The organism is Fulvivirga sp. M361 (genome assembly GCF_007097395.1).
Lineage (GTDB): Bacteria > Bacteroidota > Bacteroidia > Cytophagales > Cyclobacteriaceae > Fulvivirga.
Map to the genome: position 1 here is coordinate 37321 of NZ_VKDC01000030.1, position 15264 is coordinate 52584.

Consider the following 15264-nt stretch of genomic DNA (forward strand, 5'->3'; position numbering starts at 1 on the left):
TTAGAATCAATTAAAGTACCTTGTAACCGTACCGGCATTTCACTATTGGGTGAATTGCATTTCTCTGCAATACGACCAGAGTCATTTATTTTATTCTTTTCCAATCGTAATATTTAGTTCATCCATCTATTCATGCCTCAAACTACCCACCGGATTCTGAATTGCTGTTTTTATAGTTTGACCTATGATAGTAATAATAGCTATAACTAAAATCAGCGCTAAAGGCATTACAAACAGCCACCACTCCAACTCTATTTTAGAGGCATAATTATCCAGCCATAATAAAACAAGGTAATAGGCCGCTGGTATAGCTAGTAACCCTGCAATCATAATGAGTTTAAGAAAGTCCTTAGACAGAAGATGAACAATCCCTGATACCGTCGCCCCCAATGCTTTCCTGATCCCTATCTCTTTGGTACGTTGGGCAATAGTAAAGGAAGATAAACCGAAAAGACCAAGCGAAGCAATGATGATGGATAAGACGGTAAATAGAACCGTCACATTGCCAAATCTTTGGTCCGTTTGATATTGGTGGTTGTATTGATCATTCAAAAAGTAATAGTCAAACGAGCTATTTACAAAGACGTTTTTCCATAAATCTGACATAGTGGCCAATGCCTTCTTAGTATCAGAAGTATTCAGTTTCACCACGAACAGATGATAGTCACTTTGCCCGGAACAATACATGACCATTGGAATGTGTTTTTCTTTTGGTGAACGTTGATAAAAATTTCGAATCACACCCACTATTTCGCAGGGTTCATCGTACCTGAAATAAGTTATTTTTTTCCCTAAAGCACTTTCAGCATTTTCATAACCTAATGTTTCCACAGCGCGTTCATTGATGACAATTTGTGCCTTAGCTTTGTCAGGAAAAAACTTACCAGCCACTAGCTGAATACCCAGTACATTAAAATAATCAGGCTGTACACCATAGGTATAATAATTAAAAGTCCCTTCTTTTTCATCCGCCTCCACACGCCTAATGCCTGTAGTGGTATTTATCTCATGTAATTCTACACCTGGTACAGCCTCAGCAACGGAGACTCCTGAAACCCATGATTGTTGGCTTAGCTCATTCTTATAGGTATTAACAAGCCCTGCAAAGGCCGAATCATACTTGATTCTGGGAGGAGACCTTAAAACAACTGTGTTATCGATTTTAACACCTAGGTCTGCAGTAGATAAGTGATCAATCTGAAAATATACTGCCAACGAAACGGACAGTAATACCACGGTAGTCAAAAATTGAAAGACCACAAGACCTTTACGTAACAATAAGCCTTTAAAAGATCGGGTGAATTTACCTTTTAAGACCACAGCCGGTTTAAATGAAGATAATACCAGAGCCGGATAACTACCGGCCAGAAAGGTCCCTAATAACATAATCGCTAACAACAGGCCCCATAACTGTAGATCTGTAACCATGGTTGACGGCAGGTCTTGCCCCGTGATATCTCTAAATACAGGCATACCCAATTGAACGATTGTAAAAGCGAATACGGCAGCTAATAAATTGATGATAAATGCGTCAAATAAAAACTGACTGATCAATTGAGTCTTAGAAGAACCTACTACTTTTCTCACACCTACTTCACGGGCACGCTCGAGGGACTTGGCGGTGGACAGGTTGATGTAGTTTACCCAGGCAAGTGCAATGATAAACATCCCGATCAATACCATAAAATTGACCGTTTGAGCGCTGCCGTTTACCTCCGGCTCAAACGTTTTGTTTGAATACAAATGTATATCTGTTATTCGCTCTGAAATGACGATTTCGTCGGTAATATTCTCATTATCCAGAGAGTATTGCTTCAGTTTTTCATTAAATTCCTCTACACTTACTCCCTTATTCATTAAAAGATATGTATACTCATTATTCCCTCCCCATGGATATTTTTCATACGATGTAAAAACTTTAGGAATAGTGGCATGTGAGACCAACATGTCAAATTTCAGATGTGTGTTTTGCGGCAAATCTTTCATAACGGCCACTATCTCGAAAGGAGTTTCTAATCCGGCTAATTCAATAACCTCTCCTATCACATCAAGCTCCCCGAAGTATTTTTGTGCAATAGTTTCAGTGAGTACCACTTTAAAAGGGGCATCAAAATTTACACTTGGATCACCAAAGAGCATACTATAGTCAAATATTGTAAACGCCGAAGGATCGGCAAGGTAGATCTTATGCTCGTAATGCCGGTTTAATGTTGATGGAGCAAAAACCTCACCTGTTCCGTAATGCATAAATCGCACATAATCCCTTACTTCAGGCATTTTTTCACTGAACTCAGGCCCTAATGTCTGGTAAGTTTCACAGTCGTTAACCACGAATTCTGACCCATTATAGAGATCAAGGGTTACTCGGAAAATATCATATGCATTGTCATAAAATTTTTCATAACTTCTTTCATACTTCACATAAATGGTGATCATTAAGACAGAAGCCATGCCTATGGCCAATCCGAAAAGATTGATAAATGAAAATATTTTATTCTTTAATAAGCTTCGAAAAGTAGTCTTTAGATAATTTCTTAACATAACATAAATGCTTAAACAGTAGTTAATTGCTATTTCTATTGGATCTGATTTTCTATAAGTTGCTTTTGTTTATATTCAGATCTGTCAGGTTTATTTATCCCAGGCGTATCCTATTTCCTTCAAATGTTCCATCGCCGTGATCAATACCGTATCATTATTGTTTTCAAAATCTTGCAGCATGTTTTTAACTTCTATATCAACCGGTGTACCTACCCCTTCATAATTGACCTTTTGAGCAGAAAGGTAGCGCTGATTGCTTAAGCTGACCCTCCAGCCATTGGGTAGCTTTTTGGTGTATAGATCAGAATATGATCCATTAGAGCGTTCACCAATAATTGTTACGTTCGGTAGTTCGGCCATCATAAGTGCCAATACATCTGCGGCACTAACTGACCGATCATTGGTGAGTAATATGGTAGGTCCAAAAAACCTGGATTTACCCTTCGACGGGATGAATTTGCTTTGCAATTCCTGGAATTCGCCATCTTCCCGGGTTTGTTTGTAGAAACCAATGGTTTCTTCCTTTACAAGTCTTGCAGCCACCAGCTGTGAGAACTTGTCATCACCTCCCATGTTAAAGCGAATATCGATTATAAGTGCATCAAGGTCTTTAAAAGAGTGAAAAATAGTTTCCAGCTGCTTATCCAGCCCCGGGCCTATCATTACGGCTAACTTACTAAAAGACCTCAGGAACCTGAGATAACCAATGCTGCCATTTTGAGTATAACTGAATAATTTTTCGTCTCGAAAGGTGGGGCCTATCTCATTAATAGATTCAAAGCCGTACTCTTTCAACGTCTCTCTCGTCATTGCTCTAAATCTCTTACGCTTATTCTTTAATGAATTAATCTCATTTTTTATACGCGATATCCGGCTGGCAGAAAATGATGTATCAATATTTTTGGCTTTGATACCGACATGGGCATCGTTCAAAGGTCGCACCATTTCGGTCAACACCCGAAATAATTCATGATCTGTAGTAGTGTTGGTAATCTGAGGTCTGAATGTGTTGTAGGTCTGCTGCCAATCTATGCCCTTTTCATGAAAAGAAGCATAATTTTCATGAAACAATTTCCAAAAGGCCTCAAAGTTTTCAACCGCTGTATTGGATGACTGTGCTTCACTTCTAATGGTCAACAACATTGCAAAAGCCTGGAACAACACGACATGTAAGATCAATGAGATTTTCATACCCTTTTTACTCTTTATATTGATGTATAACTAAGGACATGCCATATTTATAATTATCTAAAAATCAATTACTTATGAACAAATAAGGATTTGAGCAATATAAAAAACGTATCATTATGGTACAGCTAAATGTATCATGATGGCACAATGCAATGGATCATGCCAGGACAGGGGCTCTACTTAATATTTGCTTTTCAAAGACTGTCTATTTCAGCCACTATAAAATTGCTGCCTCCTATGAAGATCAGATCATCTGTTTTTGCCACAGATAAGGCCTCTTGTATAGCTAAGTTCACATTTTCAATCACAGTTCCTTGCAGCTGGTGATGGGAGGCGGCTTTTTGAAGCTCTCCGGCTTTTTTAGCTCTGGGTATACCGGCCTGACAAAAGTAGTAGTAGGCTTTTGTCGGAAGCAACATCAATATATCATCTATTTCCTTATCACCCATCATGCCCCATACAATATGAAGTTCTCCGTAAAGCTTCTTTTTCACCTGGTCCATAATACTTTTAATCCCGGCTACGTTATGGGCCACATCGCAAACCATAAAGGGATTTTCACCCAGTACCTGCCATCTGCCTTTTATTCCGGTATTAGCTACCACATGCTCCAGGCCTCGTTCAATGTGTATTTTTTCAATACGGAAGCCCCTTTCAGCAATAAGTTCAATGGTCTTTAATACGCCAGGCAAGTTATAACATTGATAGTCACCTACTAACCCTGGCTCTATTTCCAGGTAGACCTGTTGATCAAGACGAACAGACCATTTATCATTTTGGGTAGAAACCATATATTCATCGGAAGCATAGCTTAATGAGGCATTTAAGTCGATGGCTTTTTGGTCAAAAACATGCGTTATTTCAGGTTGTTTTTCACTGATCACAACCGGCGTATGGTCTTTTATAATACCGGCTTTTTCAAAGGCTATCTTTTCCAATGTGTCTCCAAGCCACTGTTTATGATCCTCACTGATATTGGTGATCAGGCTCAGTTCAGGCTGTATCACATTAGTGGAATCCAATCTCCCCCCCATTCCCACCTCAATAATAGCAATGTCTACCTGCTGTTGAGCAAAGTAGTCAAAGGCCAATGCCACGGTAATTTCAAAGAAGGAAGGGCTAAGGGTTTCTATCACCGGCAATATTCTCTTTATAAAGCTGACCACGAAGTGCTTTGTCACCGGTTCTCCATTAATCTTTACACGCTCTGTAAAATCCTTCAGGTGTGGCGAGGTATACAACCCTGTTTTATAACCTGCCTCCTGTAGCACCGATGCGATCATATGCGAACTACTACCCTTTCCATTGGTTCCCGCCACATGAATAGATTTAAATCTATGTTGAGGATGGTCAAGAAAGTCGCATAATGCTTCAGTGTTAACCAAATCTTTCCTGAAAGCGGTCCCACCTACACGCTGGAACATGGGCAGTTGGGTATATAAATATTCCAGTACTTCCTGATAAGTAGAAAAATTAGTCATTGGTAACATCATATTAAAGAATAGGCAAATTTCAGACTTCAGATTTCATAATCCTTAATTTGATTTAAGAATCTTATTACCTTCGTGTTCAATTTTTTTAAGTGTATGCGTCAAAATTTATTACGCCCCGGAGCCGACGAGCTGTCTTATGAGATCCGGGGCATTGTGAGAAAAGCAGAAAAGCTCCAGGAATTAGGGTACAAAATTCATTGGGAAAACATTGGTGACCCTATCCAGAAAAACCGAAAGCTCCCTTCCTGGATGAAAGAAAGCATCATCAATTTACTAATGCAAGACAAGACCTTTGGGTATAGTCATTCCAAAGGTTTGCTGGAAACAAGAAAATACCTTGCTGCTAAAAATAACGCCCTGAATGGCGCCCAGGTTAGTTTAGAAGACATAACGTTTTTCAATGGGTTAGGTGATGCCATAGCCAAGATCTACCAATTCCTTCAACCTGCTGCCCGCGTGATAGGTCCTTCACCTGCTTATTCCACCCACTCATCTGCGGAAGCGGCACATGCCAATGCAACACCTATTACCTATACCTTGGATCCTGAGAATTCATGGTATCCGGACCTTGAAGACTTATATATGAAGGTAAAATACAACCAGGGCATAGTAGGTATTCTTGTTATCAACCCGGATAACCCAACAGGAATGGTATACCCTAAGCATATTCTGGAACGCATTGTGGCGATTGCTAAGGAATTCGATCTGTTCCTGATATTTGATGAGATCTATCAGAACATTATTTACAATGGAGCCAGCACAGCCAGTATGGCTGAAGTAATCGGTGATGTCCCCGGTATGTCTTTAAAGGGAATATCTAAAGAATTTCCATGGCCCGGAGCCAGATGTGGTTGGGCTGAGTACTATAACCGGCAACATGATGCAGATTTTAATAAACTTTGCCAGACCATAGACAACGCCAAAATGATTGAAGTAAGTTCGACTACTTTACCGCAGCGAGCTATCCCTGAAATAATGGAAGACCCTCGTTACGCTGATTTCATCAAAGAAACCAACGAGCAGATAGGTAAACGAAGTAACTATCTGACGCAGGTATTTTCAGATATCAAAGGCATCCGGTTCAACCTGACCAACGGGGCTTTCTATAACACTATTATATTCAAAGAGGGTGTACTAAATGATCAACAAACTTTGAAAATTGCAGATCCAAAAGTCAAGGCAATACTTGATACATGGGTCACTCCCGGCATGGCCCTCGATAAACGTTTCGTCTATTATCTATTGGCGGCAAAGCAGGTGTGTGTAGTTCCTATTTCCACTTTTGCCTCTGACCTCCTGGGATTCAGAATGACATTATTGGAAGCCGATAAAGATGAGCAAAAAGAGACGTATCAGCGGATCAAGGAAGGCCTCATAGAGTATTTAGCCTTGCACTAGTTGCCTGATATTCTCTAAAGCACGTTGATAGTGTTACGTTTTATTTACTAACACAATCTGTCGCCGATCGTTTTTGACCACAGTATTGATGAACGCTTTGAATTCATCGATAGCTTCGGTTGGATAGACGCCATCTTTTAGTGCAAACTTTCTAAGCACAGTAATTTTTTGCTGATTTTGGATTATTTCTTTCCGGTAAGTTCCATACGCTGTTTCTAAAAGTACCGGTGAAGAACTACCTTCTATACGATGGTTTTCAGGAACTGCATAAATAATAGTATCCACTTGTGTATAGCCGTACCTAATGCTAATAGGTTTGCTCCGCTCTTCTTCCGTCATTTTTTTTATACCGGCACTAATATATTTACCCGGGTTTAGGAAGAGTCTTTTTCCCATTTTTCGAGCTTCTTTCTCAGCAGTTAATTCAGCTATAAACCCGCCTTTCGGCACACTCTTTTCATCAAATTCCATTAATTCAAAGGAAGTAAGACTAACTCCATCCCAACGATATTTATCTAATAACCAATGGTCTCTATCCTTACTTACTGCATCATACAGCCTGTAAAAGCCTTTGTTTTCTACCTCAAGTCCCTTAAATATTCTTTGCACAGAGATATTCGCAGCACCTTCTTTAGTAAGTTCAATAACTGTCTTGGTAGATTGTACATTTTCCGAAGTTTCGTATTTTCTGGTGCGTATTAATTTACCACCGTCATCGGTGATTAAAAGCGCATTCCTGTTACTGGTAAAAGTACCCATATAGCCAAACGGACTAGTTTGAGAAGTGCATTCAAGAAATATAGTATCTTTTGAAATAGGTACTGTCAGTATTGCATGATTAAAATGGGCGTTTGGAAATTCAGTGTTAACATCATGCGCATACCTACCGGCTTTTATAAGCGTATAATGACTCTTTACACCATAATGTTCCAATAACGACTTCATGTAAAACGACAGCGCCTTACAGTCTCCATATTTCTTTTCGTGCACATAGGCTGCACTAAAGGGCTGCCATCCACCAATGCCAAGCTGAATGCTGACATACCTCGTGTTTTTCTGAAGATAGTCGTAGATAATACGTGTTTTTTCAAGATCGTCCTTCACACCGGTTAACAGAGCGTCTAATTCTGTTAATTGATGGGGTTCAAGATCATTTTTATTCTTGTTGAGTTGTTGAATCCATTCCCCCAATGACTTCCAGCTGGACATTTCACCTGCATAACCTTCCATCTTAAAATTATTGGGTGCCGTATATACTATAGGAGCATAATATTCAATATCCCGATTAAAACTCTCAAACTCGTAGGGAGCAATATTCTTTACCTCCCACTGGTAAATAGTCTCTTCTGACCCTTTATCCGTTTTAACAGGTGGTACATTAAACTCATGAAACCGGATACCCTTTCCAGAACGATCAATCACTTTAAAATCTGCCGACATGATACGTAACTTCTCTTCATCCTGGGGTTTCCATATGGGATAATGGAGCGAACCGGATTTCTCTATCTCATACGATACATTTATTTTCATAGGGTAACTTGAAAAGCTTGGAGATAATGCCTTCCATCTACTGTCTGAGGCTATGTCACTTGACCATGCAGCCCTGTCATCAAAGTCTTTGAGTTTAAATTTCGCAATCTCCTTTCCGGTCAGGTCCGTAATCAGCACCTCGGCCTGTGTCACTTTCCTGAACTGATCATAATACAACCATACCTCTTTCAGGTCACCGGCATACTTATTTTTTAAAACAAGCTCGTATGTTTTTTTTATGACAGACTGCTCGGCACTTTCAATGATAAATTCTTCGTGACTACTTACTACAATAGCATTAGAGGTTGACTCTTTTAAGAATTCATCAGGTACCTGGGCCCAAACAACAGGTATGGCCAGGAATATATAAACCAGTAGGCTAAACAATCTTTTCATCTGGATAGCACTATTAATTCCTGATTTTTATTTGACACCATTTCATAAAACCTTTTCAGGCTGGTATATTCTTCTGTTGAAAACATGGTTTTCTTTATCGTCAATGTACTCACTACATGCACCTGATCACCTTGCTGCTGAACGTTGAAAATAAAAGCCCCGGCCCCATCAGGAAGTTTATAGATTGCAGCTTCAGGTAATTCAGCCTGGTAACCTTCCGGTATTGTTATTTGGGCTAATACACGCCTGGACTGAGTGTAAGGAAAATCAATATGTGATGTTCTACTTTCTCTTGTGAATGGGCAGCTTTGTATACTACCGGTAATAATTGGCTGGATGTAAATGACGTCGGCATCATTTCCTTCACGCACTACATCGTACTCTATCTCTACCGGCTGACTTAGATCAATTTCCGAAACATGGAAATTTTTTACTTCCGCATCAGAAAATGCAGCTGAAATTGTCTTGGAGTATTCCTCTTCGGAGCTATTTCGGATCTTACGCAAGAAAGAATGTGCAGCATAATCTGCTTCTCTCTGCTGTACATGTGTCACCAGCTCCCCCTCTTTAATTTCAGTTTTTATCACAGTGGTCTCAACATACTTAGAATTGGCTTTAAGGTCTAACCACTTCCCCCCACCATCATTTACCAACCATCCATTCCCATTTCTGCATTTCAAAGGGAGTTGCCCAAAAGGCAGCCCGGAAGTAGCATCACATGTAATCAATTTCCCATCTACAATAATAACGGCAATTACATAGTTAAAATCATCATAAGACGGATATATAGGATGGGCTGTCCCATGTCCCCTTGTACTCAGTATTACAGGAAAGGCCTGGAGATCAAATTCTCTTAAGGCTGCCACCAGGGTCAAGTTAATATCAGCTACATTACCACTTTTTTTATTGTAGGCCGGTCTTCCTGCCTGAGAACTCATAAAATTATACGATTTGTTCCAGTCAAAATGCTTACTGATATGAGTGTATATGGACTGTCCTTTCTCAAGAGGGCTTTTACCCTGAAGTGAATTCTCCAGCGACTTAACGAAATTGCCGTTTTTTAACCTGTCTCCAAAAGAACTGCTCGTCAACAGTTCATTATTAAATTTTTGATAACTGCCCGCCACCACTTTCATCACACTATTTGGAAAATTAGTAGACATCAATTGAAATTCTAACCTGGACGGAACGTCGGACCGGTTATTCATGAATGGCTCATCTTCTATGGGAGGAATATTCCTTAACACCATACGTCGCCATTTACTATTCGATTCAAGCGTACCGGTACCTTTTCTGACATTGCCCATTGCCTCCTGGACCTCCCATTTATAGGTAAACTTTTCGGGCTTTGTTTTATTTTCATTCTCTCCGAGATAGACATTTCCTAACTGCGACGCCTGGTAGTTAAAATATTCCGGTATGGTGAATCTGAACTCGCTATGTGCCGTGGGAATATCTGACTGAAAATACCAGGTGGTCAAATTATAGAGATAATCGGATGTTTTCCTGTAGGTGTATTCAATGACAGAGCCCTCTTTTACATTCGGTATAGCAAAGCTGATCTCTACCCAGTAATCACTTATTCTTTTGGTATAGTATTCACTGTTATCCAGCTTCTCCCGTTCAATTTTTCCGTCCACTTCGTTGTAGGTATACGACTTTATTCCCGTTATTTCCTCCTTAGCGCTTCCCTTGACCGGTTCATACAAACTGATTTTTACATTAGCCTGATCGCCATCGGTGATTTTAAATATCTTCTTACGCACCGTAACTTCCATTTCATATTTCCAACCATGGTCATCTGTATAATAAAAACTCAGATCACCGTATTCTCCCAGAACCATTGATTTTGCTTCAGGGTAAAACTCACACTTTTCCAATTGCATCTCTTCTTCGGTAACCTTGCCAAACTTGAAGGGCCATTTTTGAGCGTAAGAGAATGAAGTGATCAATACAAAAAACAGGGCGGGGAATAATGGGGACGTTTTCATAAAATTAAAAGCCAGATACAACGAGGCTCACAATATATTATAAATACTCAAGGCTATAAAGAAAACAGGCCATTTGTAATCCTGATTTTAGTCAGGAAAAAGGTTTTTTTTCATTATACTAAAGTCAAACTTCAGGGCAGGAAATACATACCGAAAACAGGCGTTTTTTAAAACCACATTAAAACTTAACCTTGTCCGGAATTGAAAACTAGTATCCGGGGTTTTGGAAAAAGTTGTCATTAGTATCAATTACGCCTTGAGGAATAGGTAGTAATAGTTGAAAAGATTGAATGGAAAGTTCAGTTTCTGCTTTTCCAAAACGCTTTAGATTCATAAAAGCCATACCTTCAAATTTCATCTCTTTTTGCCATTGCTCAAATACGAAACCGAGTAATTCTTCTTGTCCTGGTCCGTTCGGAAGTTCAGCTTCTTCTCTCCTGATTCTGAGTACGTCGATATCGTCAATAGCGTTAATCGCAAACCCTGACATAGCATTAGATTCCGCACGCGCCAAGTACGACTCTGTCAGTCTGATCAAAGGGACAAATGTGCCTTTAGTAAACATGTTATTGAAAGTAATATTTCCTGTTGCATCAAATCCCCAGATTATTTCAGCTTTATCTGTCTCAAAATTATCCAGGACAGTGTTAAGCTCTAAAGCCTCATCGTTAATCAGTTCTGTAGCCGAATTTAAAACATCAGGCCATTGAAGCTGCCATAGATAAGAGCGGCAAAGAACTGCTTTTGCAACATTAGCCGTAAACCGGCTTTGTGCTGCACCACTACGGCTGGCAGGTAAGTTGGTCACGGCTGACTGTAGGTCCGATTGAATTAACTGCAACACTTCTTCCATAGTACTTCTTGCCAGCATTTGATCATCAACACCCAGATCAAGCGGTAATGCACCATACCAGTTTAAGAGATGTAAAAAAAGGAAACCTCGCATAGTAAGAGCTTCTGCAATAATTTCATTTTGTGTCTGTGTACCTGAAATTACATTTTCAGTACTTAGAGCAATACTGTTCAAGGTATAAAGGATATCCCATGCACCAGACCATAAATCATTGACTTTACCGTCCATTGAAGTCAGAGTGTGGCCAAATGTTGCATTCCAATCCGTATCCGGTGCTGCTATTTCATTTGCATATACTGCATCAAAAACGTAAGAAAACTCTGCATAAGCGTTGAGTTTATTATAACTTCCATCAAGCTCAGCCATCAATTGTGCTTCCGTGGTAAAAAGCTCACGAGAGATATCTGTAAGTGAGATCATAATGTTCGCTGTAGTCATATCGGTCCCATCACTCACTGCTATTTGCAAAGTATACTCAGGTACAACTTCAAAATCAAGTACGCCATTTACTGTAATTTCACCCGATGCCTGGTCCATTTCGAAAACACTGCCAGTATTACCTGAAGTTATGCTAAATGCTATGTCATCCTGATCCGAATCTGAGGCTACAACAATACCTACAGCAGTACCCTCAGAAGCATTTTCTTCGACTGTGAAGTTTTGATCATTTACCGCAGGAGCATTGTTGACATCCGTCTCAGGCGCATCATCATCCCCACAGGAAAGAAAAATAAGGCTGAAAAAGATAAGAGCAAGAAAGCGTTTAGCTAAAGGGAAGGTCATCTCGTTTTTTATTTAACGAGCGAAAATAGCCGTTGCTGTCATGAAATACAATTTAAACAGTGAAAAAGCTCTAACAACTTAATAAATAAGTTGTAATGACTTACTTTGATCGGATAACAAAGGTGATTTTTCCTGTAGAAACAGGAGCCGGAATAGCATTATCAGAAGTTTTGGAAAATGTAAGTTTTTCTACTTCCTGTCGATAGATCTTTTCAGTGGCAGGACTCACCGTACTTTCCAATCTTCTTACGGAAAGGATCTCGCCCTGATCATCAATCTTTACTTCAAATACAATGCGGCCGGTGTCACTGGAATCATCTTTTGGGTTAGGTTTAAAGTCCCAGACCCATCCTGTCATATCCAGAGAAGACCCACCTCCTCCACCCGGATTACCATAAAGGGTCCTGGAATCCAGTGAACCCTGCGGATCTCCCTCGTCACCTGTTGCATCCAGGTTATCCCCCTGATTGGAAGCCTGTTGTTGATCACTTTCTCCGTCTTCTCCATCCGCCCCGACTTCGGGCTGTACAGGTTCTTCGTTTTCTACTTTTTGAGGTTCTTCAGGCTCTTCCTCCTCCTTCTCTTCGACCGGATCGGGCTCCGCTTCTACCGGCTCAGATTCATTTTCCGGCACCACATCCGGACTATCTTGTGTATTCTCTACCACTTCAGTCACCTCTTCAGCCGGAGCCGGGACTTCCTCAGTCACTTCTTCGGCCTCTTCCAAAGTCTCCTCAGGTAGTTCCTCAGGAGCAGATTCCTCTTCACTAACATTTTCATTAGGTGGTGTGGTAGGCTGCGATTGCCCTGTACCAGCATCACTTATACCAAAATTAAGCTCTATACCGTATTCCGGTAAAGGTGGGTCCGGTTCGCGCCAGGCCAGAATAAATAGAAAAGCAATCAATAGCAGTGCATGGATACCAAGCGATATCATCATGCTCACTTTTTGATTTCTATTTTCTTCGTGTTCTGACATATTATTTAAAGGCGATGGCCTTAATATTTACTGCTTTACTGCTACAGAAACCTTTGCCTCCAAGGCAGTCGCGATACCGGCTACATAAACCAGGTGTTCAGAAGGTACAGCTTTGTCAATATGTAAGGATACTACCCCTTCTGCCTCTCCCAGCTTGCTTCTAAGCTCTCCTTCCAACATGGCACGGCTGACCTTTTTATCATTAACGTAATAATCAAGCGCTTCGGTAATAGTCACAGAAACTTTTTGCATTTCTACGGTACTGGTCTTGCTTGTGGGCAGATTAACCGGCAAACCGGATGGAGTAATAAAAGAAGAAGTAAGCATAAAAAAAATCAGCAATAGAAAGACTATGTCGGTCATGGATGACATGCTGAACATAGGCTCTATTTTATGCTTGGTTTGTAATCCCATTACCTCGGCTCTTGTAAAAGGTCTATAAAATCAATCGAATTATACTCCATTTTATGGATCACTTTCTGAACTCTTGTCACCAGGTAATTATAACCAAGGTAAGCAAGTATTCCTACAAACAAACCTGCTGCGGTAGTGACCATAGCCGTATAAATCCCTTCTGACAGCAGTTTAGGGCTTACTGACCCTTCTTCCTGCGCAATGGAGATAAATGCCTGTATCATCCCTATAACCGTCCCCAGGAAGCCCAACATGGGGGCAGCTCCGGAGATAGTGGCTAAAAGAGAAAGGTTTTTCTCTAATTTAAATATTTCGATCTTGCCGACATTTTCTATAGACACTTCAATGTTTTTCAAAGGGCTCCCGATCCTGGCCACTCCCTTTTCTATCATGCGCGCTACCGGAGAGTCATGTTGCTGGCAAGTCATTCTGGCACCATCTACATCACCTTTTTCCACCTGTTGCCTAATTTGCGACATGAACTGATCCGGTGTTTTGGAAGCTGCATTTATCGTTCTTACACGTTCTACAAAAATGTAAATCGCTACGATAGATAGTACCAGGATAGGTATCATCATAAAACCTCCCTGAAAAAGGAGGTCAATTACCCTGACCGAGTCAGGTGAGGTTACTACATCTGTGGTGTCTTGTGCCGCCGTAGTAATTTGTGTTAATATCATCTACGCTATCAATATTTAATCACCCATACACCGTCACCATATTCACCTTTAAGTGCATCTGCCTGACTTTGGGCCTCGTCCCATGTATCCAACGCATGTATTGTAACACGGTAAAACAGGACGTTACCGTAAGGTTCAATAATGGTTACACTTTTTCCGTTCGAACTCAATTTTTTCGCAAAGTCCATGGCCAGATCGCCATCCACGGAACTGGCAACTACCACATGATAACGACCTGTACGTGAAGAAATTGTTTCGATACTACCTTCTTCAGGTTCTGCTGCGGCTTCCGCCTCCTGCGCCGCCAGAAGTTCAGCTTCTTCACGCTGTATACGCTCTTGTTCCGCTTTAAGATCTGCCTGACGTTTACGCTGTGCTTCTGCAGCTTTACGTTGCTTCTCGATCTTAGCTTCTTCTGCCAGCTGAGCCGGTCTATGAAACCCAAAAAACCATATAGCAACAGCAGCCAGCAATAAAACTACGATGACACCAATGATCATACCAGACTTATTGCCTTCGCTTTTGGGGGGTGAATAACTTCCTGGAACATAATCATACTCATCTTCTTCTTTCTCATACGAACTTTCAAAGTCTGATGATCCTGATTCCCCGGTACCATACTCCTGTCTCTGATCTGACTCAGATTCATTTTCAGAATCCAGAGGTTGATAAGCTACATCGGGTAAACCAAAGCTATCGTCCGCCTCATTAATATTGTCGCCCAGATTTTCTTCATTGATGTTATCACTTTCTTCTGACTGATCTTTTTTCTTACTAGCCATTTTGATAATGTTATGGTTGAATGTATGAGGTTTATTCTTACAAAAATAGTTTAATTTTTCACTGCCACAAATGTAAAGTAAACTGGCTCTATGATAGGTTCAACGCATATTTCACAATGAGTAGTGACAAATCAGGTGACTTTTTGAAATTTCAATCGACTTGTTAAGCTGATGATCAATAACAGTATTAGGCAAATACTTCTCCAAAAATCATCTTAAGGCTGCCCATTTAT

The 15264-nt window shown here is 40.4% G+C and carries 11 protein-coding genes; 1 reads left to right on the plus strand and 10 read right to left on the minus strand.

All coding sequences use genetic code 11. The annotated features are described in order from the left end of the window. Positions 1-126: 126 nt before the first annotated feature. The 3 genes from FNH22_RS24265 to FNH22_RS24275 form a co-directional block, all read right to left on the minus strand. Positions 127-2541 (minus strand): ABC transporter permease, encoded by a 2415-nt coding sequence (locus tag FNH22_RS24265; protein WP_143401086.1) that lies wholly within the window; start codon positions 2539-2541, stop codon positions 127-129. Between the two features lie 90 nt (positions 2542-2631). Continuing rightward, complete coding sequence (locus FNH22_RS24270; RefSeq protein WP_143401088.1) at positions 2632-3732, minus strand: S41 family peptidase; 1101 nt, start codon at positions 3730-3732, stop codon at positions 2632-2634. A gap of 194 nt (positions 3733-3926) precedes the next feature. After that, positions 3927-5213, minus strand: coding sequence for a folylpolyglutamate synthase/dihydrofolate synthase family protein (locus FNH22_RS24275; protein WP_255518150.1), 1287 nt, complete (start codon positions 5211-5213; stop codon positions 3927-3929). 105 nt (positions 5214-5318) lie between these two features. Here FNH22_RS24275 and FNH22_RS24280 point away from each other — a divergent pair, with 105 nt between their 5' ends. Further along, the gene (locus tag FNH22_RS24280) at positions 5319-6623 is read left to right on the plus strand and encodes a pyridoxal phosphate-dependent aminotransferase (RefSeq protein ID WP_143401090.1); all 1305 of its coding nucleotides are present in this window, start codon (positions 5319-5321) and stop codon (positions 6621-6623) included. A 33-nt stretch (positions 6624-6656) separates the two neighbouring features. Here the strand turns inward: FNH22_RS24280 and FNH22_RS24285 are convergent, their stop codons facing one another. The 7 genes from FNH22_RS24285 to FNH22_RS24315 form a co-directional block, all read right to left on the minus strand. Continuing rightward, positions 6657-8549 (minus strand): DUF3857 domain-containing protein, encoded by a 1893-nt coding sequence (locus FNH22_RS24285; protein ID WP_143401092.1) that lies wholly within the window; start codon positions 8547-8549, stop codon positions 6657-6659. Then, entirely contained in the window at positions 8546-10540 is a 1995-nt protein-coding gene (locus FNH22_RS24290) for a DUF3858 domain-containing protein (RefSeq protein WP_143401094.1), read from the minus strand. The genes FNH22_RS24285 and FNH22_RS24290 overlap by 4 nt, the downstream gene beginning before the upstream one ends. A 208-nt stretch (positions 10541-10748) precedes the next feature. Then, the gene (locus tag FNH22_RS24295) at positions 10749-12176 is read right to left on the minus strand and encodes a RagB/SusD family nutrient uptake outer membrane protein (RefSeq protein ID WP_143401096.1); all 1428 of its coding nucleotides are present in this window, start codon (positions 12174-12176) and stop codon (positions 10749-10751) included. Positions 12177-12276: 100 nt separating this feature from the next. After that, on the minus strand, positions 12277-13155 hold the full coding sequence (locus tag FNH22_RS24300; RefSeq protein ID WP_143401097.1) for a hypothetical protein: 879 nt from the start codon (positions 13153-13155) through the stop codon (positions 12277-12279). Between the two features lie 27 nt (positions 13156-13182). Continuing rightward, positions 13183-13569: a biopolymer transporter ExbD gene (locus FNH22_RS24305; RefSeq protein ID WP_143401099.1), complete on the minus strand. Its 387-nt coding sequence runs from the start codon at positions 13567-13569 to the stop codon at positions 13183-13185. Then, positions 13569-14249: a MotA/TolQ/ExbB proton channel family protein gene (locus FNH22_RS24310; RefSeq protein ID WP_143401101.1), complete on the minus strand. Its 681-nt coding sequence runs from the start codon at positions 14247-14249 to the stop codon at positions 13569-13571. Before FNH22_RS24310 ends, FNH22_RS24305 begins: the two co-directional genes overlap by 1 nt. A gap of 8 nt (positions 14250-14257) precedes the next feature. After that, positions 14258-15031, minus strand: coding sequence for an SPOR domain-containing protein (locus FNH22_RS24315; RefSeq protein WP_143401103.1), 774 nt, complete (start codon positions 15029-15031; stop codon positions 14258-14260). Between the last annotated feature and the right edge of the window lie 233 nt (positions 15032-15264).